This window comes from Alkalicoccobacillus porphyridii (genome assembly GCF_007293315.1).
Classification (GTDB): Bacteria; Bacillota; Bacilli; order Bacillales; family Bacillaceae_D; genus Alkalicoccobacillus; species Alkalicoccobacillus porphyridii.
Window position 1 is genome coordinate 213360 of record NZ_VLXZ01000002.1, and the last position, 26767, is coordinate 240126.

28 protein-coding genes and 1 riboswitch are annotated in these 26767 nt (G+C 38.7%); of the genes, 13 read left to right on the top strand and 15 right to left on the bottom strand.

Going from position 1 to position 26767, the window contains the following annotated elements; genetic code table 11:
* Window positions 1-21: 21 nt before the first annotated feature.
* The 4 genes from FN960_RS04355 to FN960_RS04370 form a co-directional block, all read right to left on the bottom strand.
* On the bottom strand, window positions 22-2094 hold the full coding sequence (locus FN960_RS04355) for an alpha-amylase family protein (RefSeq protein WP_143847283.1): 2073 nt from the start codon (window positions 2092-2094) through the stop codon (window positions 22-24).
* Window positions 2095-2115: 21 nt separating this feature from the next.
* Window positions 2116-4113, bottom strand: coding sequence for a family 10 glycosylhydrolase (locus FN960_RS04360; RefSeq protein ID WP_143847285.1), 1998 nt, complete (start codon window positions 4111-4113; stop codon window positions 2116-2118).
* A 106-nt stretch (window positions 4114-4219) separates the two neighbouring features.
* The gene (locus FN960_RS04365; protein ID WP_143847287.1) at window positions 4220-5089 is read right to left on the bottom strand and encodes an NAD(P)-dependent oxidoreductase; all 870 of its coding nucleotides are present in this window, start codon (window positions 5087-5089) and stop codon (window positions 4220-4222) included.
* 424 nt (window positions 5090-5513) lie between these two features.
* Window positions 5514-5984: a DinB family protein gene (locus FN960_RS04370; RefSeq protein WP_143847289.1), complete on the bottom strand. Its 471-nt coding sequence runs from the start codon at window positions 5982-5984 to the stop codon at window positions 5514-5516.
* Window positions 5985-6208: 224 nt separating this feature from the next.
* On the opposite strand from FN960_RS04370, the gene FN960_RS04375 reads away from it, so the two are divergent.
* Complete coding sequence (locus FN960_RS04375; RefSeq protein WP_185970914.1) at window positions 6209-7291, top strand: hypothetical protein; 1083 nt, start codon at window positions 6209-6211, stop codon at window positions 7289-7291.
* Between the two features lie 9 nt (window positions 7292-7300).
* Here FN960_RS04375 and FN960_RS04380 read toward each other — a convergent pair whose 3' ends face one another.
* The 4 genes from FN960_RS04380 to FN960_RS04395 all read right to left on the bottom strand — a co-directional run bounded on the left by FN960_RS04380 (window position 7301) and on the right by FN960_RS04395 (window position 9980).
* Window positions 7301-7711, bottom strand: coding sequence for a GNAT family N-acetyltransferase (locus FN960_RS04380; protein ID WP_260681918.1), 411 nt, complete (start codon window positions 7709-7711; stop codon window positions 7301-7303).
* On the bottom strand, window positions 7702-8238 hold the full coding sequence (locus tag FN960_RS04385) for an HAD-IIIA family hydrolase (RefSeq protein ID WP_143847292.1): 537 nt from the start codon (window positions 8236-8238) through the stop codon (window positions 7702-7704). The genes FN960_RS04380 and FN960_RS04385 overlap by 10 nt, the downstream gene beginning before the upstream one ends.
* A gap of 19 nt (window positions 8239-8257) precedes the next feature.
* Window positions 8258-9010 (bottom strand): class I SAM-dependent methyltransferase, encoded by a 753-nt coding sequence (locus FN960_RS04390; RefSeq protein WP_143847294.1) that lies wholly within the window; start codon window positions 9008-9010, stop codon window positions 8258-8260.
* A 412-nt stretch (window positions 9011-9422) separates the two neighbouring features.
* Window positions 9423-9980 carry a putative glycolipid-binding domain-containing protein gene (locus FN960_RS04395; RefSeq protein WP_143847296.1) on the bottom strand — a complete coding sequence of 186 codons (558 nt, stop codon included), beginning with the start codon at window positions 9978-9980 and terminating at the stop codon, window positions 9423-9425.
* A 323-nt stretch (window positions 9981-10303) separates the two neighbouring features.
* Between FN960_RS04395 and ahpC the strand changes: the two genes are divergently transcribed.
* Entirely contained in the window at window positions 10304-10867 is a 564-nt protein-coding gene (gene ahpC, locus FN960_RS04400) for an alkyl hydroperoxide reductase subunit C (protein WP_143847298.1), read from the top strand.
* A gap of 15 nt (window positions 10868-10882) precedes the next feature.
* Window positions 10883-12412, top strand: coding sequence for an alkyl hydroperoxide reductase subunit F (gene ahpF / locus FN960_RS04405; RefSeq protein ID WP_143847300.1), 1530 nt, complete (start codon window positions 10883-10885; stop codon window positions 12410-12412).
* A 52-nt stretch (window positions 12413-12464) separates the two neighbouring features.
* Here ahpF and FN960_RS04410 read toward each other — a convergent pair whose 3' ends face one another.
* Window positions 12465-13358, bottom strand: a complete 894-nt coding sequence (locus FN960_RS04410; RefSeq protein ID WP_143847302.1) for a LysR family transcriptional regulator — start codon at window positions 13356-13358, stop codon at window positions 12465-12467.
* 140 nt (window positions 13359-13498) lie between these two features.
* Here FN960_RS04410 and FN960_RS04415 point away from each other — a divergent pair, with 140 nt between their 5' ends.
* Entirely contained in the window at window positions 13499-14068 is a 570-nt protein-coding gene (locus tag FN960_RS04415; RefSeq protein ID WP_143847304.1) for a sugar O-acetyltransferase, read from the top strand.
* Between the two features lie 53 nt (window positions 14069-14121).
* Here the strand turns inward: FN960_RS04415 and FN960_RS04420 are convergent, their stop codons facing one another.
* Window positions 14122-14517, bottom strand: coding sequence for a GNAT family N-acetyltransferase (locus tag FN960_RS04420; protein WP_143847306.1), 396 nt, complete (start codon window positions 14515-14517; stop codon window positions 14122-14124).
* Window positions 14518-14553: 36 nt separating this feature from the next.
* On the bottom strand, window positions 14554-15138 hold the full coding sequence (locus tag FN960_RS04425) for a CGNR zinc finger domain-containing protein (RefSeq protein ID WP_143847308.1): 585 nt from the start codon (window positions 15136-15138) through the stop codon (window positions 14554-14556).
* Window positions 15139-15318: 180 nt separating this feature from the next.
* On the opposite strand from FN960_RS04425, the gene FN960_RS04430 reads away from it, so the two are divergent.
* The 5 genes from FN960_RS04430 to FN960_RS04445 all read left to right on the top strand — a co-directional run bounded on the left by FN960_RS04430 (window position 15319) and on the right by FN960_RS04445 (window position 19424).
* A complete protein-coding gene (locus tag FN960_RS04430; protein ID WP_143847310.1) occupies window positions 15319-16179 on the top strand; it encodes an alpha/beta fold hydrolase in 861 nt (286 codons plus the stop codon).
* 440 nt (window positions 16180-16619) lie between these two features.
* Window positions 16620-17213 carry a TetR/AcrR family transcriptional regulator gene (locus tag FN960_RS04435; protein WP_143847311.1) on the top strand — a complete coding sequence of 198 codons (594 nt, stop codon included), beginning with the start codon at window positions 16620-16622 and terminating at the stop codon, window positions 17211-17213.
* Window positions 17206-18318, top strand: a complete 1113-nt coding sequence (locus FN960_RS04440) for a DUF418 domain-containing protein (protein ID WP_143847313.1) — start codon at window positions 17206-17208, stop codon at window positions 18316-18318. Before FN960_RS04435 ends, FN960_RS04440 begins: the two co-directional genes overlap by 8 nt.
* Before the next feature lie 23 nt (window positions 18319-18341).
* Complete coding sequence (locus FN960_RS22725; protein ID WP_185970915.1) at window positions 18342-18515, top strand: hypothetical protein; 174 nt, start codon at window positions 18342-18344, stop codon at window positions 18513-18515.
* Window positions 18516-18758: 243 nt separating this feature from the next.
* A complete protein-coding gene (locus tag FN960_RS04445) occupies window positions 18759-19424 on the top strand; it encodes a hypothetical protein (RefSeq protein WP_143847315.1) in 666 nt (221 codons plus the stop codon).
* A gap of 132 nt (window positions 19425-19556) precedes the next feature.
* Here FN960_RS04445 and FN960_RS04450 read toward each other — a convergent pair whose 3' ends face one another.
* Window positions 19557-19703: a lmo0937 family membrane protein gene (locus FN960_RS04450; protein WP_143847317.1), complete on the bottom strand. Its 147-nt coding sequence runs from the start codon at window positions 19701-19703 to the stop codon at window positions 19557-19559.
* Window positions 19704-19987: 284 nt separating this feature from the next.
* On the opposite strand from FN960_RS04450, the gene FN960_RS04455 reads away from it, so the two are divergent.
* Both FN960_RS04455 and FN960_RS04460 read left to right on the top strand, forming a co-directional pair.
* The gene (locus tag FN960_RS04455; protein ID WP_143847319.1) at window positions 19988-20563 is read left to right on the top strand and encodes a LysE family translocator; all 576 of its coding nucleotides are present in this window, start codon (window positions 19988-19990) and stop codon (window positions 20561-20563) included.
* An 18-nt stretch (window positions 20564-20581) separates the two neighbouring features.
* Window positions 20582-21352 carry an AraC family transcriptional regulator gene (locus FN960_RS04460; protein WP_143847321.1) on the top strand — a complete coding sequence of 257 codons (771 nt, stop codon included), beginning with the start codon at window positions 20582-20584 and terminating at the stop codon, window positions 21350-21352.
* Between the two features lie 256 nt (window positions 21353-21608).
* On the opposite strand, the gene FN960_RS04465 is transcribed toward FN960_RS04460, so the two are convergent.
* Entirely contained in the window at window positions 21609-21983 is a 375-nt protein-coding gene (locus FN960_RS04465) for a MerR family transcriptional regulator (RefSeq protein ID WP_143847323.1), read from the bottom strand.
* A 159-nt stretch (window positions 21984-22142) separates the two neighbouring features.
* Here FN960_RS04465 and FN960_RS04470 point away from each other — a divergent pair, with 159 nt between their 5' ends.
* Together FN960_RS04470 and FN960_RS04475 are read left to right on the top strand one after the other, a co-directional pair.
* Window positions 22143-23084, top strand: a complete 942-nt coding sequence (locus FN960_RS04470; protein ID WP_143847325.1) for an oxidoreductase — start codon at window positions 22143-22145, stop codon at window positions 23082-23084.
* A 72-nt stretch (window positions 23085-23156) separates the two neighbouring features.
* Window positions 23157-23909 carry an SDR family oxidoreductase gene (locus FN960_RS04475; RefSeq protein ID WP_143847327.1) on the top strand — a complete coding sequence of 251 codons (753 nt, stop codon included), beginning with the start codon at window positions 23157-23159 and terminating at the stop codon, window positions 23907-23909.
* Window positions 23910-24029: 120 nt separating this feature from the next.
* Here FN960_RS04475 and FN960_RS04480 read toward each other — a convergent pair whose 3' ends face one another.
* Window positions 24030-25340: an LLM class flavin-dependent oxidoreductase gene (locus tag FN960_RS04480; RefSeq protein WP_143847329.1), complete on the bottom strand. Its 1311-nt coding sequence runs from the start codon at window positions 25338-25340 to the stop codon at window positions 24030-24032.
* Between the two features lie 26 nt (window positions 25341-25366).
* Window positions 25367-26119, bottom strand: coding sequence for a 3-oxoacyl-ACP reductase (locus tag FN960_RS04485; protein ID WP_143847670.1), 753 nt, complete (start codon window positions 26117-26119; stop codon window positions 25367-25369).
* A gap of 103 nt (window positions 26120-26222) precedes the next feature.
* Window positions 26223-26323: riboswitch (TPP riboswitch) on the bottom strand.
* Between the last annotated feature and the right edge of the window lie 444 nt (window positions 26324-26767).

Genomic DNA, 26767 nt, shown 5'->3' on the forward strand with positions numbered 1-26767 from the left:
TGTTTAATCATAAAGCCACCACTATTCAATGATGATTGCTTCAAATAATCCCAGACTCCGTACGATCATTGAAGAGTATTCGCCATCTTTTTTAATGTTATAGTGCTCACCTGTTGTTAAGGATTTGGCAGATTGAAATCTTCCTTTTACCTTTAATTGAATCTCTTCTACTTTCACTGTTTCAGTTAAAGGCTTTCCTTGAGTGCCCACTCCATTTACTAAATGAATAAGATACCCACCAGATTTTCTTTTAGCAAGAAGGCATTCAACCCCTCCAGGAGCATTAGACTCCATTGATAGGGCTCCGCAGAAACGCTTGACTAATCCAGCAATAAGTGACTTGTATTCATGAATGCCCATCAGGTGGTAGAGTTTATCGGGGCTCCAAGGAAGATAAGCAACAGATCCTTCCCCATGTGAATGAATTGTTAGACCAGGAGAATCAGATACTTTCTCCCAATAAGCAAATTCAGGCGTTGTATTTCGTACGCTTGGAATCCCATATAAGTCTTCACTTACTAATCTCATATGATCTTTCTTCTCAACCGTTTCTAAAAAATCCCCCGTGAACATGAGTACGCTTGTGTCTGGATAATCTTCTATGAATGATTGATTCCGAACCTCCAAATACGTATATGCGTTTTTCACAGATCCTCTTACCTCTCTGCCAACACACTTTAATGCTTGCTCAGATCTTCGTTGTCCTTCATGATCGTATAGGCCTGTTTCATAGGTTGAGATGATGTGACCACCCGAATCAACATATCTATCGATTAAAGATGCCTCCTCATCACTAAGTGCCGCGATATTCGGAAGGATGAGACATGAATAGTTTTGTAGCTTCTCAATAGACAAACACCCTTCATGAAGCACAGTAAAAGGAATATGGCTCTCAGCCAAGATCTCATACATGCCACGATAGTGGGCTTGCCAACGCTCTGCAGGATGTTCCTTCCCGTAATAATCTGCCGTTCTTTGAGAATAAATAATCGCAACATCTGCTAGTGGCGTCATATCGTTGTACTCTTGATCAAATGTCTTTAAATAGGTGTATATCTTTTTAGTCATAGGAAGAGCTTGCTTATCCTCCTGCTCGAAGGTTCCACTAAGAGCTACAAATGGCGCGCCACCATTTGCTGCAATCTGCATTAAATCATATCCAAACTGTACGGCTGGCTGTGCTGCCCTTCGGCTAAAAATCGATTTTGAGTAACTTAAAATGATAGATGTTTGTTTCAAGTGGTTACCTATTTTCACTTCTTCCCCAGCCCAATAGCTCCACTTAGGAAAAGGACGATCCACTAAGTTAAAGGCTTCACTTGTAATGCAGCCATTACTCTCAGAGAAGTTCACTGTGTGCCATCCACTTTCACGAATGCCTTTGTAGGAATCTGACGTAATATTTGTATCAATCGTCAACACAGTTCCTGGCGAGACTTTATTTACAAACTCTGCTAACCGTCGATTATAATCTGCATGTCTCTCATATCGATAAGATACATAAGCTCTCCATGCTGGATTCTGCCAATTTTCTTCCGTAGGTAAGTCAAATCCTGTTTGTTCTTTAAAGAAAGTTTGACAACGCTTACAATTACAACGCAAGTAATTAAAGGCATTAAAGAAGATTCCATCAGCCGGATACTTGTTTAACAGCTCTTCTAGTACACGGAAGTTATATTCCTCCCAATATGGGCCAGTTGGGCAGGTCGTTAACATCTCCCAATGCTTAATGATGTCTCCGGCAGAGTCTCTTCTGAACCAGTCAGGATGTGTTTCTAACAAATACGGATGGCTTTTACTTACATCCATTCTTACTAACACCTTTATATTTGCTCGGTGCGCAGCAGCAATAATGTCTCCTAAAAAATCTCCATGCATATATTCGTTCACTTTTTGATAGGCGTTTGTAGTTGGATACCAGGCAACAATTCCGCCTCCGTTGACCAGGATCGCATTTGCCCCATATTCTTTTACCTCATTAATCAATTCTTCTATATCAAGATTAATGGCATCAATTTTTCGTAGGTTAGGTTGAATTAGACGAAATCTAGTATTCCAAAAATCCGGATCTTTTTGATAGGTTTGTTTGTCCATACCTTCACCTCCATTGGACTGTTACTGATTGTTCGTTTCTATGACATAAGCAGCATATCTGTGAAGCTGCTCTACGTGAAATGTAAGGATTGTATCATCTGAAGCTGTTTCAAAGAGAATCTCTTTTTTGTGATTCAATTGGGTAATTTTTTTTGGAGCTTTATCCAGATTCAACTGTATTTGAATACGTTCCATCGCAATCGGTTCCGTATATGTGACCCCATTAAACCCTGATAAATTGAGGACCTGGACTAAATACTTCTCATTCGCTGTACGGTTTATAAACACCTCGACACTACTAGCTGCATCTGTCTTTAGAATGGAACGAGGTTCAATATGATTGAGTACATGTAAGAATAGCTGTTTGTGTTCCTCGTAGCCATGCTGGTAATACAATGTACCTGGTTGCCAAGTGATAAAGGCATTTAATCCATACTCTGATTGATGAAGACCAACTCCATGAAAATCACTTAACTTGTGGTTATATGCTCGTTCTGGGGGGCCAAAGGTCGATGGCGAAAGAAAAGGGAACCATTGATCAACTGATTCTGAAAAGTTGATCATGGAAAACGCCCCATCAATGTAAACCCAGCTTTCCTCCATACCTTGCTTACCTTGAGACAGTAAGTAGGATGCATCATTCTCTGTTGTACTCTTAATGAATGTTGCATCAAAAAGAGATTGAAGGATTTCTGCACGATTTGTATCCGTAAAAGTCTGACCAGTCGCTACTATCCTAACACCTTGTTTGTGTATCCTACTTAGCACATCGAGCTGATCGTCCTCCCACTCTCTAATGTCGGGTATAACAATGAGTTGAAATGACTCTAGCTTTGCTTCATTGCTATTAAGCTCATGCTGGCAGATCACATCAAATGGTTTATGTTGTTCCTTTAGCATTTTAAAGATGCCAAAATACTCTTTGTTGTTCATAACCCTTGGGCCTGTTGGCTTGATAAGAGCAATTTCTTCAACAGATGCTAGTTGACCAAAATAATCTTCATTCTCTTCGTGAAACCTAAAAATCTCTTTTACGATAGGAAAGTTCCTATGATCTGAATAGCCATCAAATACGCCTATAATGCAAAAATCTAGTCCTGATCCACTCGCAATACTCTCATACAGCCGAATACTTACTTCTTCCTTGGACACACCCATAAATCGATACTGTAAGTCAACCGCATTAATGCAACAGTTACTAATCAGTTTGTCTTCCCACGTATCTTCTATTGCTTTTACATTTTCAGAAGAAGAATAGAGCCATACAGGATGCGGACGAGTTAATTTCGTATTTGATTCGTTACGAACAATGTCGACCTTGTGATCGTTATACGTGCTGATGGCGATATGAGGATTTATTTTTTTGACAAAGTCATGAATGCGATCCAGCATCTCTTTTGTCGTTCTCCATTGAAATTCCTTATATTTCTTGTACCTTTCACTTGATCGATCATTTGATGGCGGGAGTTCAAGCTGATACATTTCCTTAAACCTTGTCTGGCAGCTTAAACAATGACAAATCCCGTAATCATTGCTACTGTAATCACTCGTTTGGTACCCAAACATGTTGAAGAAAATACCGTCAACCTTATACTTTGTGATGACTTCTTCGATCATCTTTAAGGAATAGGTCTGCTGATAATAGCCATTAATACACGTATGAACAATCCCATTGTAATTTACCTCATGACCATCCTTCGTACGATAAAACCACTCTGGCTTTTCTTTGAAAATACTCTCATGCGCCTTACTAAAATCAAATCGGGCGATAAATTTCATTCCAGCTTGATGTGTTTTATCAATGACCTCTTTCAGTACATCTTGTTTCAAGTAAGGCGTTTGATATTGATATCTCAGTTTTGTTGGATAAAAGGCAAAGATTCCTCCGGCGTTCATCATTAACGTGTTCGCTGAGAACTCTTTTAAATCAGAGATTAATTGATCCACATTTAATGCGGCATCCACCTCTCGTAAATTGGTTTGGATCAACCTTAGGTTATTTCGTTCCCACCAAAACATAGAAGCCTCCCCTCATATGCTTCACCATAATCAATTAAGAAATGGCATCATACAGCTATCTTTTGTTCCTTTCTATGAATGACAAAGAATGTCTGCTTTTTCTGCCTTACTCGTAAAGCTTAAACAATGCATGAGTTCCACTGTTCTCTTCGCCTTTATTTGCTAAATCACTATATAGCGCCTTTGCCAATTCCAACCCATACAATTTCAGTCCCATCTCTTCAGCAGACTGTATCGCAATACCCATATCCTTAATAAAATGCTTTACATAAAAGCCAGGCTCATAGTTCTCCTGAATAATTCGTGGACCTAAATTACTAAGAGACCAGCTTCCCGCAGAACCACTTTCTATACTTTTTAATACAGTGTTTGGATCAAGGCCTGATCTTTCTGCGTATTTGATCGCCTCACACGCCCCCATCATAGTAGAAGCAATGGCAATTTGATTACTCATTTTAGTATGTTGACCTGCTCCGGATTCACCCTGATGGACAACGTTAGTACCAAGAACTGCGAGCATCGGCTGAACCCTTTCAAATATGTCAGCATCTCCACCTACCATAATGGAAAGCTTTCCATCCCGTGCTCCTATATCACCACCCGAAACGGGAGCATCCAACGAATAACAATCATGTTTTTTTGCTTCTGCTTCAATTTCTTTGGCTAACATAGGACTCGATGTCGTCATATCAATAAAGACCGTTTCAGGCTTTGCCGACTGAAGGATACCATTAGAACCTAAATAAATTTGCTCAACGTCTTTTGGATAACCAACCATTGATATCAACACATCACAGTGCATAACAAGCTCATCCGGAGCATCATGCCAGGTCGCTCCTTCATTTAATAATTCCTCTGCTTTGGATTTCGTCCGGCTAAATACATGTACAGGATATCCAGCATGCAGCAAATTGCGGGCCATGCTTTTCCCCATAACACCTGTCCCGATAAATCCAATGGATACATCTTTTTTCATAGAACCAACTCCCTTTCTGGATTAGCCTAAGCTTACTGGCATAGTTGCACGGCTTAAAACAGACAAATCTTGAGATTCATTGATTTACTAGGGTTTTTAAGGGATAGGACAAAAAATGTCCTCTTTATACTGAACTCCGTTTTCCCATCAGAAGACGAGCTGCCGTGTATTTAGAGGCAAGAATCGCGATTCTCAAATTAATAGAGCATGTCTTAAGAATTTCCGTGCATTTCGTTATTTAGAGGACTGGGGGTATGTGCATTCGAGAATGGAGTATGCTCTTTTACACGTGGCTCGTAAAAAAAGTCCAAAATCATAAAAAAACCCTGCACTCGCAGAGTTTTTTTATTTTCAAAGCATAACGATATGGCGTGCTTCGATACATTTATGGATAATAGAATAGACTACTTCAAGTATGGACCAGCTATGTCGTTAGAAGTTTCTTAATAACCTTTACCTTTTCATAATGCATTCCTTCATGATATAAGCAAAAGCTTAGAAATTCTTCCACAGTAGATAAATGCAAGCCTTTTGATGTGGTATAGGATTCGTTTGTTTTTTCTTTCAAACGATTTTTGAACGTTGATTCAACTCGATCCACCTGACCTTCTAACAGCTGAATGATCTCGGAAAAGCCCACTTCAATTTTACCTTTGCTGTGTGGTTTTGTCCCCGGACGAAATGACTCGATAAATAATTCCGGTAGCAACATGTTTTCCTTTGTAAAATAAAATGCAAATCTCTCTTGGATGAGATAAATATGTCCGAGGTTCCACTTAATATTGTTGTTGGAGCCAACAGGAATGATCTCAGACATTTTATCATTAACGTCTACAACATCTCTAAGAGTATTAGCCCGAATAAACCTTAATTGAGTAAAAATATAGTCACTCATTTCATTTCCCTCTATTCTTTTTTATTTTTAAGTAATGTCTATCTTCCACACATCTACTCTAAACCTAACGCAACTTAAAATCATCTCCTTATAACCAAAGTTCCTTTCAAACCCTTATTACTCCGAAATCTCCACAATTGATAATTAACGAGTACATACTCTAAAGATCATATTATTAGTAACCGTTATATATAATGATAACATGTAAAAAAGTGGGTGATTACGTGGATAGAAATAATTATGTTAACGTTATAGGTTATCAGTTTGAAAGAGTACATACTGGCATAATAATGTGGATATTAGATACAAAAAATTCTTCTGTATCTAATCAAACTAAGCTTTTAATACTAAAAAGAATGTTTAAGTTCTGTGAAAACTCATTCCCATTTAATGAAGAAGATATTGAATCGATTCATTGTAAGCCTGAATTCTCATTTGGCCGCAAACGAAAAATTGACTTGGTAATTGAAATTAGATTACATATGGGTACAACGAAATATGTTGTTATTGAGATGAAAGTGGATTCAATCCCCTATGAAAAACAACTTAGTGGAACAGTCACTGACTTTCTGGATACAGTTCAAGTAGATAAAGAAAATGTTTGTTTTATGCTAATGTTATTTGGTTCTTCACAAGTTTGTAAGTTACCTAATAATGAGGATTTCTACGTTAGTAACGTTAATCATATTATTGACTTATTTTGTGACACTGACATTACTGATACGATTTTTATAGATTGGATAGCAAGCCTCGAGGAAGAAATTAAGCGATCCCAAAACATAATAGGTGAAATGTCTGGAATGACTAGTATACGAGACTTAAATTATTGGAGAGATCGTGGATACAGACCGATGTTTTCACCTTTTTATTACCTCTATCATCAATTAAAACTAGAGTCTATATCTCCTTCCGAATGGAGTATTTATAGCGGAAATAATAATCCCGTAATGAACTGGACCCCTGGTTGGAATAATAAAATGTTCAAAGGGAAAGCAGTGTTATTCTATTGGGAGTTTAATTATCAGGAATTTGTCTTAAAGGTTAAAATAGATGAACAATCTAATCTGTTATCCGATGAGTTAATAGCTTTGCGGAACCAGGTTGAATTAATTTGTATGAATTTAGACATTAAGCACGGACGAAGAACTCAAAACCGTCGTCAGGTTGGTGAATATAATTCGCTTTACAAATGGAAATTTGATTTCTTAGAAGAGACATTTGAAGATATCATGTCTCAAACTGAAAAGATCTTAAAAAAGGTACCGCAAGAGTTAGAAACCTTTTCATCAAAGGAATCCACTGTTTAAAGTGGGTTCCTAATATACACCACACTCACACCTAAACCGCTCCACCCCAGGATACTTCTCCCCAAGACTTGTAATGACAAAGCCATTGCTCCTATAAAAAAGAACGGCGTCCTTATCTGTTTCAGCCGTTATTTTTCTGTATTTGCTACGTACATAACGTAGCATTTCACTTCCATGTCCGTTACCCCGGTGTGCTTCATCCACTGCAATATGCTTTATCTCACATGCTTCAGAATGAATAACCTCAATTCCTACACACCCGACTATGATGCCACCACTTTCATAACCATAGAGTGACCGATTGAAATTATGTACATATAGATTATACTCACTTTTGATTTTATTCGTTGATGTTGCATAGGAAAGGAGCTTCGACACATGAGGATCTAACTCTTCGGAATCAATAATAGTCATAGCCATTGCTTAAGCACCCAATCCACTGCATCCGCCAAATCCCTTGCATAATAATCTGCTTCCACCTCTGACCACGTATGGCGGTAGTCACTATTGGACCGCCCACCCCATCCTGTGGATACTAATACCTTTACTGCGCCCACCCGGTGCGCAGCTAACATATCTGTTGAACCTACGTCCCCGATGACAACGGTTTTCGTTAAATCTAGATGATATTTCTCTGCAGCCTCTAGTAGTAATCCGGTTTCCGGCTTGTGACAGCTGCATGCATCTGCTGGGTTATGTGGACAGATGAACGAGTCATCAAACCCTAATTCTTTAAACTCATGTCTAAAATCTTCTTCCGTTGCTTTTCCTTTACTAATATTGTGCTGATTTGTTAAGGCCAATATCTTAATGTGGTGGTGTTTTAGTTTATTTAGTGCGCCTCTTGAGAAAGAATAAGGAGCGAAGTCTTTTGGATGTATAAAATGGCCGTCTCCACCAAGGGTTCCATCTCGATCAATAAATACAGCCTGGAGATCTTCTATCAAAGTGCCGCCTCCTTTATCTTTATTTTTTCGCCTTGATGATCATCGTACTTGGAAATTTTCGTGCTTTATATAAAGAATAATACTTGTCTGAAATTTCTTCTTCCATAGATTCAAGGTCAGATGGAACATCACTTTCTACAACCGTATCTATCGTAAACCCTGCCTTTATTAATTCATTAATATATGTACTGAGCTTTCTTTTTGGAATAGTCATAGGGGCATCTTCGCCTTTAAACCTCTGATACGTGACACTGCCCTCATCTTGATAAGAGCCTTCAAGATAGATCTGACCCTGATTACTTTTCAAATGAACATATAAGGGATGATCCCAGCTAAAAATAAAATAACCACCTGGCTTCAAGTAGGAAGATATGAGCTTGAATGTTTCTGATAAATTTGTGGTCCATCCAATCGCATAAATTGAATAAACGACATCAAAATATGATACTGGCAACCCCACATCCTCTTCCATCGCTCCACAGTATAAGTGAGTTTTCATATTCTTTAATGTTTGTCTTGCTGCATCTAATTGTGTTTCTGATAAATCCACTCCCCACAACTCAGCTGCCTCTTTGTTGGACATATAACGCAACGAATGCCCACTACCACAGCCAATATCTAATACCTTTTTCCCTTTAACATCTTCAAATAAATTTAGTTCATCCTCTTTTTGAGCAAACGGCCCATAATGAGGCAACGCATCAACTCCATTAAAATGATGTGCCACTCGATTCCAGCTTTGTTTATTCTGTAGTAGGATTTTAGATGTCATGATTATTCCCTCTCTCTTTGGACTACGTCTCTACACCTTTCAATACAAAAAGAAAAAATCCTGCATAGACAAGATTTTGGTGTGAGATGTTAGGAACGCGCGCTTCCCCTCATTTTCCGCGCATTATTAAATTTATCGAGCATATTTGCGCTGAAGCGCGCATTCAGATTCTGTTTTCGCGCATTATTAAAATTTCCGCGCATCTCGTATCTCTTTTCGCGCGTTTATGGCCTTTTTCCGCGCATTTCAGGTTATTCGGGTGCCTCTTCTTTCCCGTGAAATTTCCCTCCAAAAATAAAATCCCATAAAGTAATAATAGATGTTTAAACATCTATTGATCGGGGAACAGTTCATTACCCCCTTAATTAATTTCTATAAAATTGACCCAATTACTCGAGTAATTGGGTCATTATTATGTCGAAGGTGATAATAGCCCAAAATAATCTGGATAGTCTGTAACGATACCTTCTTTGTTAACCAGGATATCGGCCTGAAATGAGCCACTACTGTAATGGAAGACTCTTTCAGTACGATATTGAGTAATTAATGTGTAGGTTTGTTTCACTTTTCTTATGCTAAGATCGTTTGCATCTATATAGGCCATTTCAAAGTGTATTGGCTCATTCTTTTTCCAACCACATCTATTAATGGGTAGGGTATTCGTGAACGGTGTACAGGATAAATCAATATCACACGCCCCCTCCAAATAATCCAACTCTGCAGTATTGTCCTCCCTCCATGTTCCATTCCTATTTCTATTTAGTATGAGTTCTTTATCTAGCTGATCGTTTTTTAATATTAGCTGAACAAATTCCCAATTTTTTGTGAGAGTTATTTCGTATTCAATCTTCGTAGTCTCTAATGTATGAATAACGGTACTTGTGACAACTCTGCGGTCTGATGAAGAGCTAATCTTTAGATATTCCATCCCCTTATGTTCAAGATTCTCCCAAATATATGTAGCCTGCACAGGATCCCTCCTATAAATGTCTATTCTTCTATTATAAAACAAAATGCATGTCTGTTAGCTATGAGTTTAGAAGATTAGGCTAAAGGGTAATCCTTCTCTATGAAGCGAGAATAAAGTCACAATTTTTTATCACTCATTAGAAGATAATTGATAATATTATTTAAAATTGAAATAGTCAAAACTTACAACACAGTAGAAATAAGCTAAACTTTATATAATTACTTTCTGTTGACAAACACTAATAATTATTTAATAATGAGTATGTAATTAGAATAATTATCATTAAGTTTCGGCTTGATGTAAATATTAGGAGGATTTCTTTTATGTCACTTATCGGTTCTGAAGTACTACCATTCACTGCGCAAGCATACAAAAATGGAGATTTTGTTGAGGTTACAGATGAAAGCTTTAAAGGTCAATGGAGTGTTGTTTGTTTCTACCCAGCTGACTTTAGCTTCGTTTGCCCAACTGAACTAGAAGATCTACAAAACCAATATGAGGATCTAAAAGCCCTTGGTGCTGAAGTATATTCTGTTTCTACTGATACTCACTTTGTGCACAAAGGATGGCATGATAGCTCAGAGAAAATTGGAAAGATTACGTACACAATGATTGGTGACCCTTCACAAACTATTTCACGTAACTTCCAAGTTCTAAATGAAACATCTGGTCTAGCAGATCGCGGTACGTTTGTGATTGATCCAGATGGCGTTATTCAAACAGTTGAAATTAATGCAGACGGTATTGGCCGTGATGCTAGTATTCTAGTAAATAAAATCAAGGCTGCTCAATATGTACGTAATAACCCTGGTGAAGTTTGCCCAGCTAAATGGGAAGAAGGAACAGAAACACTTACACCTAGTCTTGATCTAGTAGGTAAAATCTAAGGAGTGTATGAATAGATGGTTCTGGATACAGAGATAAAGTCTCAGCTCAATCAGTATATGCAACTTTTGGAGAATGACATTGTGATTAAAGTGAACGCGGGAGAGGACAAGGTATCCTCGGATATGGTCTCTCTCTTGGATGAACTTTCTGCCATGTCTTCTAAGATTACGATTGAAAAGGCTGCTCTACCCAGAACGCCAAGCTTCAGTGTAAATCGTGTAGGAGAGGACACCGGCGTTACATTCGCCGGTGTTCCTTTAGGTCATGAGTTCACTTCCCTTGTCTTGGCGTTACTACAGGTGAGCGGTAGACCTCCAAAAGTAGATCAGTCAGTGATCGATCAAATAAAAGGCATTGAAGGTGAATATCACTTTGAATCCTATATCAGCCTGACCTGCCATAACTGCCCTGACGTCGTTCAGTCTCTAAATTTGATGAGTGTGTTGAACCCTAACATCACTCACACAATGATTGACGGCGCAGCTTTTAAAGACGAAGTTGAAAGCAAGGAAGTCATGGCGGTCCCTACCGTCTTCTTAAATGGACAGCCCTTCGGAAGCGGCCGGATGTCCACGGAAGAAATGATTGCAAAAATGGGTGTTAGCATTGATGCCGATGAGCTAACAGCTAAGGATCCATTTGATGTCCTAGTTGTTGGCGGCGGTCCAGCTGGTTCTAGTGCTGCCATTTATGCCGCTCGTAAAGGAATTCGCACAGGAGTTGTGGCAGAACGTTTTGGTGGACAAGTGCTTGATACCTTAAGTATTGAAAACTTCATTAGTGTTCCGCACACTGAAGGTCCTAAGCTTGCAGCTAGCCTTGAAGAGCATGTGAAGACGTATAACGTTGACATCATGAACCTGCAAAAGGCGAAACGTTTAGTGAAAAAGGATCTATTCGAGGTCACACTTGAAAATGATGCTGTTCTTAAAGCTAAAACAGTCATTCTTTCAACAGGTGCCCGTTGGAGAAACGTGAATGTACCTGGTGAGGAAGAATTTAAAAATAAAGGGGTCGCTTATTGCCCACACTGTGATGGTCCGCTATTTGAAGGAAAAGATGTAGCTGTTATCGGTGGCGGTAACTCTGGCATTGAAGCAGCAATTGATTTGGCTGGAATCGTCAACCACGTGACGGTGCTTGAGTTTGCTCCAGAGCTTAAAGCAGATAGTGTTCTACAGGATCGCTTACACAGCCTTCCTAACGTAACGGTGATTACAAATGCACAAACCACCGAAATTACAGGCGACACAAACGTAAACGGAATTTCATATAAAGACCGCGCAACCGATCAAGAACATCATGTTGCGCTGCAGGGTGTCTTTGTTCAAATTGGACTTGTGCCAAACACAGAATGGTTAGATGATTCCGTTGAACGTACTCGCATGGGTGAGATCGTTGTTGATAAGCGAGGTTCAACAAGCGTCAGCGGACTTTTTGCTGCCGGAGATTGTGCAGATAGCGCATATAATCAAATCATCATTTCTATGGGATCTGGTGCAACGGCCTCGCTTGGAGCGTTTGATTACCTGATACGAAATTAAAAAAAGAAAACTCGTCCAGTCGGGCGAGTTTTTTTCATTAGATTTCTCACCTTTATGATAGAAAGCGATTCTTTAGCCTGGATAAAAATAAATCAGCAGCTGAAGAAAACGCTTGATGCTTATTCCACACAATGCTTAACCCAGATTCAAGTTTAGGTTCAAGTGGCTTAAAGCATAGGGTGCTTTCCGATGATGTATTAACAATGTCATCAATCACAATCGCATATCCCATGTCTTCCTCAACCATAATCGCCGCATTATAGGCTAAATTGTAGGTTGTTACGATGTTTAACTTATCGTAGTTTTCGCCAAACCAATGGGCAAATTCGTTTTTGGAATAGGATTCTTTCATAGCCTGCCTTGAACAAATGAGAGGAAGCCCTATCAATTCATCAGGTCGTATCTTGTTTTTTTCTGCGAGAGGGCTATCTTTTCTCATCACAACTCCCCACCTATCTTTTGCAGGAATATCCATATAGTGATATTTAGATAAATCAGCAGGCTGAATCAGGATTCCAAAGTCTAATAACCCTCTGTCTAAGCGCTCCGTCACATCTTCCTCATTCCCACTATACAGGTGAAAGCGAATGCTCGGATGATCATCTTGTATCTGTTTTGCCACACGACCTAAAAGTCTCATCGCTTTTGTTTCGCCCCCACCTATAAACACATCACCACTGATCGTATCAGGAGTTGAAGCAATGTCTTCTTTTAACTTAGTAACCATCTCAAGAATGCCTTCTGCTCTTCTTTTTAGGAGGATACCTTCTTCCGTTAAATGAATGCGGTGATTACTACGAACAAATAGCTTTTTTCCTAGCTCCTCTTCAAGATCTTTTATCTGTCTAGATAAAGTGGGTTGAGTGACATGTAAAAATTTAGCTGCTGCCGTAAAGTTACCTTCTCTTGCGACAGTGAGAAAATAACGTAATACTCTAATCTCCATTAAGTGACCTCCTATGCTTAAAAGACATAACTAATTATATGATATAGGTATTGGCTATGAAAGGATAGGTTAACTAGAATAAATGAAACGGCTTTTTGCCAGGTGGGCTGCTACTTTAAAACAACGGGAGGTTACAAGCAATGATAAAAGATTTTTTTGATAGAGACAGAAGTGGTGAAGTCATATCTATTCAAGATCCTGAATTTCCAAAAATGGCTTTAGCTATTGAGCGTGCGCAAAAAATAATCTCAGAATTGAACAATACGTATCATACGAAAGAAGAAGTACAATCTACATTTAGTGAATTAACCGGTGAACAAGTCCATGAATCATTTGAACTTCTGCCCCCTTTTTACACTGATTACGGGCAAAATATCCGGGTAGGCAAAGATGTTTTTATTAATCAGGGCTGTACATTCATGGATAGGGGTGGCATTACCATCGAGGATAAGGTGCTCTTTGCACCAAAGGTAAATCTGGTTACAACCAACCACCCCATCTCACCAGAAGAGCGACGATCAACCTATAATAAACCCATCCATATTAAATCAGGAGCATGGATCGGCATCAACGCAACGATTATGCCTGGCGTGACCATAGGCAGAAACTCTATTGTTTCTGCAGGAGCCGTTGTAACAAAGGATGTTGAAGACAACGTCATTGTTGCTGGAGTACCTGCAAAAGTAATTAAAGAGATTGACTCAAAATAATAACTCACTAGATTAAAAAAATCCTGCGTTAGACAGGATTTTTCATTATACACTCAATTGACTACCCGCCAAACTCCACCTGCTCCTGTTGTAAATCCACACTTCTCATAAAAACTCGCTTTGTCCTCCGCATAGGATACGGTCATGATTTCTATACCGAATCTCTCCGCCTCTTCTAACAATCCTTTTACCAATTGGGCTCCAATCCCACGCCCTTGGTACTCGGGATGCACAATGATATCCTCCATATATCCATGTTCCAACCCCATACCACACACATAGCCAAAGGCAATTAGATGATTATGATGATCTTTCACACCCGCCCAAAAATTACAGCGCTCAAATAAAGCGGGATAGTCTTCATCTCTTCTGCCCCAGCCCACTCGCTCTCTAAGGTCTGGCACTTCGTGAGGGGATAATGAGAGGTTTAAAACGATTTCTAAAGGCATATTCATCACCTCCAAACAGTCAGTCCATCATTTTTTCTACTTATTCTTTTTCCTTGCATAAAATTCAGCAACCTTTTTACGATTTCCACACAGCTCCATGCTGCACCAGCGTCTTTTTCCTGATTTGGATGTATCAACGAAGTGGAGCGTGCACTCCTCATGCTCGCATTTCCTAATACGGTTATTTGAAACACTGTCCAAAGTGTGAATCATTGAATCCACAATCGTGTAAAGTACATGATCTATCGTTGTTATTCCTTCAGTGGTCAGACTTATTTTTTCATCCTTTGGAACAAGCGACACACTCACTTTTAGCTGGTTAACAATTGTTTTTAATTGATCCGTACTTTCTTGGGAGAGTTCTCCTTGTTGATCTATATCAGAGAGAATCATTTTGCTAAGATCACGAAGCGAGTGGAGCTCGACTAATAACGAATCAAACAATTCCCCATCTGCTAGGGCCAAAACATCCGACTCTCTCAATAGGTTATTTTCCTCTAACCATCTTAATGTGTTTGTTGGATTTTGTAGGATATCAATTTTTTGTTTATTAGAAATGTATGTTGTATTCACTAGGTTTATCCAGGCCGTTCCACCTATTAAAAATAGTAATTTGTCCAAGTGTTTCACCTCACGAGTAATTATAACCGTTAAAAAGTATATTTACAAGTTAGGTCAAGTGATGTAGGATGTGGTTTATAACCACTAAAAATAATTAATAAAGGTTATAAAGTGAGGTGAAGCAAACGTACGATGGCTTAACGTCGGCAAAGAATTCAAATAATCTTATGAGGTGATACGATGTTCGTACAGTACAAAACAGTAAAAATTTATGGTATTGATATTTTTTATCGAGAAGCTGGTGACAGAAGCAACCCTACAATCTTATTGCTTCACGGTTTCCCCTCTTCCTCTCATATGTATCGAAATTTAATAACTGAATTGATGGATGAATACCACATTATCGCGCCGGATTATCCGGGTTTTGGGAATACTGATCAACCAAGTATGGATGATTTCAAATATTCCTTTGACAGCTTTGCTCATTTGATCAATGAATTTGTAGAGAGCATAAATTTAGAGAAATATAGCATATATGTACACGATTACGGCGCCCCAGTAGGATTTAGGCTGGCGACCAAACACCCAGAGCGAATTCAAGCGATTATTACACAAAACGGCAATGCTTACGAGGAAGGTTTAATGCCTGCGTGGGATCCCATACGCTCATATTGGGAGGATCCATCCGAGGAAAATAAAAACAACTTAAAGTCCCTTTTATCTGCAGATTTTACAAAGTATCAATATACCGATGGAACCCGTAACCCCGACCGGATTAGCCCCGACGCCTGGAATATGGATCAATTTGTGTTGGATCGCCCCGGTAATAACGACATCCAGCTTGCGTTGTATTATGACTATCGAAACAACCTAACATTGTATCCAAAATGGCAAGAGTTCTTTAGAACGTATCAGCCACCTACACTAGTCGTATGGGGAAAAAATGATATGTTTTTCGGACCCGAAGGCGCATTAGCTTACCAAAACGATATTAAGGATTGCGAGGTCCACTTATTAAATACCGGTCATTTTCCTTTAGAGGAAGACTTAGAGACCAGTGCATTTTTGATCAAACAATTTTTGAGAGATCGTTTGAATTAACTTCTTTCATAAGTCTTGAAGTGACTGAATAATGACACTGTGTCGAAGTTTATGTGTAAATGAATGTCCTGGCCCGTCGCTACAGGAGAACCCTATGCTATCCGCGGGAGTCTACGGGTTCTCCTGTAGCTAACGTTCTGACTTAAACAATTGTAGAACTTCGCAGTCTTATAAAGATCGTTTTTCAGTGGCCTCCTTTTCATCCCGCAGGTGTCAGCCCTGTTATTTTGACCTCTTGTTTTAGGTGAAGCATCAGTATGGTTTTTTACACAATAATAAGGACAATCCTCTGCCTCGCTCGTGAGTAAACTTCTTGATCACACTACGTTCTTCTTTTTGTTAATTACAATTTTCTTCACCTCTTTTATTTTTTTGGTTGCAAGAAAAAATGTTATCGCATATAATTTACTTACCGGTAAGTAAATAAAGGAGGAAACAAAATGCGTAACAAAGAAGAAACGTATAAGCAGATTATCGAAACGGCTTTTTCCATGTTTTCAGAAAAAGGCTTTGATCAAACGAGCTTGTCCAGTATTGCTGCAGAGATAGGGATATCTAAGCCTGCGATTTATTATTATTTCAAATCTAAAGATGAATTGATTAAGAGCCTCTTTGACACCATCGTTCAAGAAATCCAGTCGATTACGTATATAGATCTAAAGGAAATGAATACCACAAACGTGAAGCAAACCTTATATCATGTAGGGGAAAATGCCATCAATCATCAAAAGAAGAACCTTGCGTTTAATCAATTATTTAATCAGTACATCATGCTGGCCACTCGTGACAGCTATTACGCAGAGAAGCTTGCAGACATTCAACAGGAATTCTTCAACACATTTCATGACATGCTTACAAATGCTGTTGAGATTAAAGCGATAAAGGACGAAAACATTCTTATTAAGTCTCAATTGCTTGCCCTCGTTTTTGATAACATCACAAATTTCATCTTAACCAATATGAATTTAGACTATGAGCGAATCTGGAGAGAAGCTGTAGATAGCGTTCTTAGAGGCATAGAAAATCATGAGTAATAACCAAAGTAAAAACAGAGTTGAGGGCTTAGACTTTGCACGAGCTCTCGCTATGTTTGGGATGCTGGTTATGAACTTTATGGTGGTGACAGGAGCACAAGGCAATGGTGCGCCTGCATTAGTCTGGTTCACCAACTTATTTGAAGGAAGAGCCGCAGCCACCTTTGTCACCTTGGCGGGGATCGGGATATCACTGATGACCAGGAAGGCACGCTTAACCTCGGAAAAGACTATCACTACTAATGTTAGAGTCTCTTTGTTAAAACGATCTCTCTTCTTGTTTATACTCGGTATGCTGTTATATACCATTGGTTGGTCCGGCGACATCTTACACTATTATGGCTTCTATATGGCATTTGCGGCCCTCGTTATGCTGGCATCGCCAAAATTAATGATCCTCATCATCGCACTAACGGCATTTGTGGCTCAATTCTATCAAGTGATCTTTGATTATATGAGCGGATGGAGTCCAACTCAGCCCTTTTTAGAATATCTTGATTTCTGGACAGTGACAGGGTTTCTGAGGAATTTGTTCTTGAATGGGTATCACCCCGTTTTCCCATGGCTTGGCTTCTTACTGATTGGAATGCTAATTGGAAGATTGAACTTAGTGGATAGAGGTGTAAGGAAAAGCATACTCATCGTAAGTACGATTACACTTGTTGCAACGGAACTCCTATCTAGGATCTTAATTCTTTCATTCTCATCATCCATTCTAGACGCAGAAAGCGCAGCCTTTTTATTTGAAACAGGACCCATCCCGCCAAATCTATTCTATTTAGTCTCTAACACAGCATCCGCGCTTCTAATCATTATTCTATCCATCTATCTAGCTGAAAAATGGGCAAATAACTTTGTGGTTCGTTCTCTCATCTATACAGGGCAACTAACCTTAACTCATTATGTCAGTCATGTAGTAATTGGAATTGGCATATTGCTTCTCTTTAATAAAGTCATTCTCTTTAACGGCGCTGTAAGCCAACCCCTTTCCTTTACCTTTTTATACGCGTGTTTCTTCTTCACAGGAAGCATTATCTTCTCAGTGTTATGGAGACGTAAATATAACAGAGGACCTATTGAGCTCCTTATGAGAAAATGGTCGTAACAAAGGAAAGCGAGGGTAAACCAATGGACAACGAAGAATGTAAAGTAACAACCGAAAAACTGAAAGGCAAAATTGTTGCTGATGTAGAAGTGACAGATGTGGCTGTGGTCGTCAGGTTTGAGGACAACACGTACTTAGACATATATCTTGATCCTAAGGAGCCATCGTTAAAAGCATCAACAAATAAGTTACCGTAATACATTACAATGATTCGATCTCCTAAAGAAGAGTAGCTTCTCATTCTTCTTTTTGGCGGAAGCTAAATATTTTCTTAGTAAAGCTATAGTATTTTGTATATCTAATAATCTAGCCTATTCTTAAATCAATGAGGATACATTCAACACACTCTACGTTGAAACCCATGAAAAAATAACACGTACAGATAATAAGATTAATAAGTGTTGGTTTATCAGAATTCTTGTAAAGGAGACTGATTTAATATGGTAATTCAATTGATTCGTAGGAAGAAGCGACTTTCAAAAATTAAAAAGGTGAAAGAAGGAGATGGTCACCGATTAAAGAAACCTTGGTTACTGAATATGTTTACACGTTCCCTTTTTCATGTTGAAATAACGAATAAAGATGATAAGAAAATCTTATATACGATCGTATGTAAATACTTTGTAGAAGAACCTAGAGCAGATTTATACAAGGATGGAATTCATATAGCTTACTCTAAGCTCCCTGCTGCTTTCCCGGTGGAGGATGGTTTTATCGAAATGGAGAATGGAGGATACGGAATAAATCGCATTCATTATGAGACGGAAAAAGAAGGGATTTACTCAATTTATCCAGATAAACGATCAATTAGAGGGGGAAGGCTGTGGATACATAAACGCTTTCCAAAAATCAGCTCTTTTATTGCTGTATCGGCCATTGTAATTCTACTCACATCAATTGTTATAGGACTGCCTCAGCTAGTTGAAACTCTCTCTGATATACCTTGGGTTGCTGAGAACATTGGGACATTCGAATCACCAATTGTCATGCCAAGCATGATTAACTATGCCATGATAGGGGCTGGCATGTTAGCTGGTGTCGAGAGAACGCTGATGTTGCGAAGCCATTGGTTAATCGATATGGAAACAAACCATTGGGATGATTAATTTAGATGATAGACATAGTAAATATAGATTTAAGACCCGCTCAGCTTGTTTCAAAAGCTCTTCTATTGTAAAAAGGTAAAGCCCTCACATAAGTACGGACCTTACCTTTTTACGTATAATAGGGGACTTAAGCTATAATCTCCGTCGGCCTGAAACAAGTTGAAGAATTAAAACAACGAGTGCAACTACTAATAAAATGTGCACTAAATTTCCCCCAACTTCCCCAATGAATCCAAGTAACCACAAAACAATGACTACAATGAGTACAGTCCAAAGCATCGTTTTTGTCTCCTTCACTTGATTTCTTAAAATTTGTAATCATACAAGACTCCAATAGAAAAAGCGACTTCTTTAATTAGAGTATGTCTTTAAATGTATGGCCGAGTTACCGGTATTATTACTGCCTTCATTTTTCTACGGTCAGTCTCTATTTCTTTTGCCCCCTTCTACAAACGTTCCGGGTTACATTTAAACGCTAAACTTGCTCCTGCAATAATGTACTATATCCATTCCTAGATGTGATGTACAGTGTATAAATATTCACATCGAGGAGAGCGTATCATATGATTTGGACATTTCTTATTTACTGTTTTATCGTTACGGTCACTCCAGGACCAACCAATATTATCATTCTTTCTACAGTGCAGAACGTAGGGGTTAGGCCGGCCATGGTATTTACATATGGTTCGATCTGTGGGTTTGGGATCCTTCTGATGAGTTCTGCTATGCTAAACGTTTTTTTCGCTCAAACCGTTCCACATGTCATGATTTATATTCAAGTAATTGGGACCATGTATTTGCTTTATTTAGCGTATCAGGTGTATAACATGAGTGTCCCTGACCAAACGCAATCACACCCTATCTCATCATTTGGGCAAGGCGTTCTTTTACAAATTGTTAATCCGAAGGCTGTTTTATTTACATTAACTTTATTTCCTAGTTTTGTGTTACCTTATAACGATAGTATATTTATACTGTCTGTCACGGTTATAACCGTAACGCTCATAGGATTTATTTCTTTTTTGATTTGGGTCTCGTTTGGAGCAGTGTTCAAAGAGTTATTAAGGAAATACCATCGAATTACAAATCTTATGATGGCTATTTTCTTGATGTATGCGGCTACGATGATATGGTTTTAAAGATTGCGAGGGATCTAGATGAATGAATTTATCTATAAGAAACATAAACGCATTAAAGCATTGTCTGCAAGAATGTCAGATTTCTCATATAAAAAACATTCTCATGGTGAATATGCCATTGGTGTAACACTACGAGGTATTCAACAATATCAACTAGATGGGAGTCATCAGCTCTCTCATCAGGGTGGTGTTATGTTTTTTAACCCTGAGCAGGTTCATGACGGGTCAGCCTATGACGAAACAGGACTTGAATATGCTATGCTTTATTTTGAACCAAGTTTGTTATTAGAAGCCACTCAGCATAAAGAGTCTATTCAATTCACTGAGCCCATTATCTACAATCAAACGCTCTCTAAACACGTTCTTCATTTAGCAAATGCTGTCCTACATGATAAAAACGAGTGCATTTGCGATGAGCGTCTCATTAAATTAGCTGATCATTTAACTGGCTTCCACCAAACATACAGTCCGCATCAGGATAGTATTATTCAAACAATGAAAGAAGAAATTCACTTACATCTAAAAGACCAGCTACGGTTGGACACGATTTCTGAACAATTTGGGCTTTCTAAGTTTCAGTTCATTCGATATTTTAAAGCCCAAACAGGTGTCACGCCCTACCAATATTATCTTAATGGCAAAATAGATGGAGCTAGAAAGATCATTGAGCAAGAAAAAGATGTATTTATGGCTGTTAATGAGTTTGATTTTGTTGACCTTACGCATCTCAATCGTCAGTTCAAAAAGGTTTATGGCATTACAGCCAATGATTATGCAAATCATATGTAGAGTCGCTAAAATAGTTAGCAGTAAACATTTAACCGACAGATTTATCATAGAGAATCAAAAAAGATCCCCATTACCATTTCACAGGTGATGGAGATCTTTTTTGATCATCAACAACTAGTTATGTTCAGTATATTTAATGAACCTGAAGAACCATGAACAAAATAGAGTTAGAGATAACTCTAAGCAAGTGAAGTGATCTTCACCATTAATTAAACCAGTTTCTTGGTAGGACCTACACTATCTCATGACCAAACAGTTAACTTTCACGTTTGAAATTTACTTTGTAGGAATCATAAAAAGCAACCTTTAAATCAATGATCGTCATGCTCTTTTTTAATTCATCAATTTGCCTTTGGACTTCTTTACGGTGTTTGAGTATCATGTCTCTCCTCATTTCCGCAGTGTTTTCGCCCTCTAAAGCCTTTTCAATATACAGTTTTATCTCTTTAATTGGCATACCCGTATTTTTTAGGCAACATATAAACTTTATTAGTCCCACATCCTGTTCAGTGAACACTCGGTTTCCCGCATCATTACGTCCCACAAAAGGCAACAACCCTTCTTTGTCATAAAAGCGGAGAGTATGAGCCGTCATATCACAAATCTTTGCCACTTCATTAATGCTGTACATTGTTTCTCACCTCATAATTTAAAGTTTAAATAACCACTTGACTTCGATAAAACTCTAACTGATAGCATTACTATATTGAATTTTTTCATAATTTACAATTACCAAAATATGAAACTTGCGTATTTTTTCTTCGCAAACAAATAAAGGAGTGAGAAAGGTATGAAAGATTTTCCTAAATGGACAGCTGCGGACATTCCACCTCAGAATGGTCGTTTATCTATAGTTACTGGCACAGGAGGTTTGGGCTTTGAAACGGCTTTGGAGCTAGCCAAAAATGGGGCAGATGTTATATTGGCTGGTCGCAACGCTATAAAAGGAACAGAAGCAGTTAAAAGAATTCGTAATTTAGTCCCCACAGCCAATATACGTTTTGAGGAATTAGATCTTGCCGACTTAGACTCGGTAAAATCATTCGGTGACCGGATGAACAAGGAGTTGCAACATCTTGATCTTTTAATTAACAATGCTGCGGTGATGACCCCTCCGTCACGAAAACTTACAAAAGATGGATTTGAGCTTCAATTTGGTACGAATTATCTTGGCCATTTTGCATTGACGGCTTATTTAATGCCTTTACTACGCAAAGGGGAAAAACCACGAGTGATTCATCTCAGCAGTGTTGCGCACCGAAATGGCCAAATACATTTTGATGATTTGCAATTTGAAAAATATGACGCTTCTAAAGCCTATGCTCAATCCAAAATTGCCATGATCATGTTTGCTCTGGAACTTCAGCGGCGTAGTGACAAAGAGGGTTGGGGTGTACTAAGCATTCCCGTCCATCCTGGGATTTCCCGTACTGATTTACTTATTAATGGAGCTGGCCCAAATAGTTTTGCAGGAATAACTCGAAGGTTTTTAGCCGTTCTGTTCCAACCATCTGCTCAAGGAGCACTACCAACACTCTTTGCTGCCACGTCACCACATGTAAAGAGCGGCGCCTATTACGGACCCAGTCGACTTAGTGAAACGAGGGGCTTACCAAAACCGGGTAAAATGGCACCGCAAGCTCTGGATACCACAGTCTCCTCTAAGCTGTGGGATATATCAAACCAGCTGACACATGTCGACTTTGATAGAATCGCATCTATGCATTCATAGCTCTTATAACCTGATAAGTCGTGGTAATCTCACTAAAATCATTTAATTTTACGCAAGCAAAGGAGAAAATTCATGCAAAATATATCTACTAATCAACATGAATCACGAGTTGCATTTGTTTTGGGGGGATCTGGCGGTATAGGGGCCGAAATCGTTGAAAGACTAGCCGATAATGGATTTGCGGTAGCAGTACATTACTCTGGAAATAAATCTAAAGCAGATAGCTTAGTAAATCAAATCGTAAATCAAGGCGGCAAAGCAATCAGTATTGGTGGAGATGTAGCAGACGAAGTTGATATGGTAAAAGCTTTTACTTTCGTTGAGGAGCATTTCGGTGGGATTGATGTTGTAATAAATACAGCAGGCATCATGTTACTTAGTCCGATCGCAGAGGTCAGTTTAGATGATTTAGACAAAATGCACCGCACAAATATTAGAGGAACATTTGTAATCGCCCAGCAAGCCTCACGTCGTGTTAGAAAAGGGGGTGCCATTATTAACTTTTCTACAACCGTTACACGCACACAATTACCAACATATGGTGCATATGTTGCCAGTAAAGCCGCAGTTGAATCAATCACTTTGATATTGGCCCGTGAATTACGCGGTAAAGACATTACCGTCAATACTGTGGCACCAGGTCCAACAGCCACTCCATTATTTTTAGATGGAAAAGATGAACAAACCATTACTAATATCGCTAATTATTCCCCATCTGAACGTTTAGGGTCACCAAAGGATATTGCTGAAACAGTCCTATTTTTAGCCACTTCAGGACGTTGGATTAACGGGCAAGTTATTTTCACAAACGGTGGGTTTGCATGACTGTTAATAAACAGTTGGCTTTCCTCTTGCATACATTCAACAGGAAGTGGGCTCTACTTGCCCACTCCTGCTACTTATACGGGGACAACCTCTTTTTAGTGTGAAGAAACCTTTATTATATTATTTATTCAACCCTAAATGCTCCCGAAAGCTCTGACCTTCATATTCTTCTCTAAAAATCCCTCTCCTTTGCATTTCAGGTACAATCAACTCAACAAAGTCTTCTAAACTTCCAGGTAACGTGGGCGGCATAAGGTTAAATCCATCGGCGACACCAGCTTCAAACCAAACTTGCATCTGATCGACTATTTCTTCAGGCGTTCCTATCAAAGTGTGATGTCCGCCGCCTGCATTGAGATATCCTAATAATTCTCTTACGGTTGGTTGTGTATCATGAATGATTTCTAATATGGTTTCGTACCGTCCAACTGGCCCCGTAAATTCTTCTACTGGGGGTAATCGCGGCACTGCTTTATCTAGTTCCCAATTCGTACAGTCTTGTTGGATAAAGAAGCTCAACTGTTTTAGAGCCGTTTCAATTGGTAATTGCTCATCTAATGCTGCTTTCTTTTGTAACGCTTCTTCATGGGTAAGACCCACATATGTGACTAAGCCCGGTAATACTTTTATATATCTGTCACTGTTCTCGCTTTGTTTTATTTGGTCATCTAATTTTTTGCGGAAGGCTTTGGCTTGCTTTAGATTCCATGACACTGAATAGACTGCATCGGCGTATTTTGCGGCTAATTTAATGCCTTGTTTTGATGCACCTGCTTGCATGGATACAGGTTTTCCTTGTGGACTTCTTGGTGTTGTAGACGGACCATTTACGTTAAAATATGTACCCCTATGATTAAACGGCTCAATGTTAGATGCATTTATTAATGCTCTTTCTTGTCGGTTATGTAGAAACTCCTCAGGCTCCCAGGAAAGAAATAGCTTATTCATAAGAGCCGCAAATTCATCCGCCTTCTTATAACGTTTATCATGAGGTGGTAGCTCATCCATGCTATGATTTAATGCCTCTGCATCCGTCATGGATGTCACAAGATTCCACCCCACACGCCCTTTTGTTAGATGATCTAAACTTAATAGTTGTCGTGAAGCTGTAAAAGGATTAGAGAACGTGCTTGAGATGGTTGTGACTAATCCTATATGATTGGTCACTTGTGAAATAGCCGTTAAATTCACTATGGGATCAAACCAAAAAGCAGGCATCACACTAGAATCTTTAGCTTGAAAGGATTGATTATCTGCAAAGAACACAGCGTCAAAACATCCTTTCTCTGCTATCTGCGCTAAGGATTGATAATAAGAGATATCTCCAATTTGTTCAATGCTTGAATCTGGCATTAACCAGGCCGCTTGATGGTGTCCACAACCATATAGTAAAACACCTAGATGCAGTTGCTTTTCTTTCGATTGTGTCATTTGCTTACACCCCCACATTTAAGTCATTAGTTCATTGTTAACCCGCCATCCACCGTGAAATTTTGCCCGGTTATCCCAGTTGCATGCTCTGAGGCTAAATAAGCAACCATATTGGCTACATCTTGAGTCGAGGTTACCTTCTTTAATGGTGTTGACTGAGCAATTAAGTCAAAAACTTCTGGTGTAGTAACTGCACTGGCATCGGTTGTTTTCAGTAATCCACCTGAAACGACATTCGCTTTTATCCCATGCACACCTAGTTCAGAAGCGATATTACGCGTGAAGCCTATTAATCCAGCTTTTGCTGTGGTGTATTCATGGTAGGGTACGACTGGATTTTGATATAGATTGGTTCCTATGCTTATAATCGTCCCATCTTTCCTATCGATGAATTGAGGTATGACACTTTGAACGACATTAAATGCGGCTCTTAAGGTACCATCCACTTGCTTTTGATAATCGTCCCACGTCAGTTCTGTGAAGGACTTTTGTTTACTTGGATCAAATTTAAAATCTACTAAGGCATTATTGACCACAACATCTATTTGCCCAAAATATTCTGTCGCTACTTTTATCATCTGGTCTACTTCGGCCCGGTTTGTGACATCAGCTTGTATGGCAATAGCTTTATCTTCACCAATCTCAGAGACAAGCTGTTCAGCAGCATCTTTACTTTTATTATAGTTAACCACTACTTGAAACCTTTGGTGCGCCAATGTTTTTACAATCGTTGCTCCTAAACCTCTACTACCGCCTGTAACTAATACTGTTCTCGTCATCATAACCACTCCTATTATTTTTTTGAAAAATAAAAAGCGCAACATTCCGTAGGAACGTTGCGCAAACAAGTAAATACATAGTAAATAAAAACACTTCAAATATGTATTCGTGCTTACACTTTCCTACGCTAGTTCTAACTAGTTCAGGTTCAAAGGGTTTGAGTTTGTACTCATCTCAGTTAAATAACACCCCTAGTGTTTTAAATGATTTAATTGTTATTTGGTATTTTCAGGTATTACTTCTTCTTATTTTCACTATAACGTAGATTCTTAGGTGCGTAAAGTTTAACTAAATTTTTTCACATATAATATTCGGTATTATTGAGTTCTTGATTAGGAATCATAATTCATATTTAGGTCTTTTAAAGTTTTTACCTCTATTCTTTTCTATTCCATTTTCTCCTATTTTAATAATTTGTGAATCAGATCCTACCTAAAGGTATGACTTATTTTTGTGACGTTCAAAAAATAAAAAACAACCTTTTGAAGCTCTCTAAACCCATATAAATTAATAGACAGATTTAATCCAAAAGGCATAAATTTTGGGCGGGGATAGAATTAAAAAAGCGCAACTCTTTAAGTAAGGAGTTAGCGCCTTTTTAATATATGACTTTAGATAACCATTCAGCTGTTTTCACTATTTTTTTT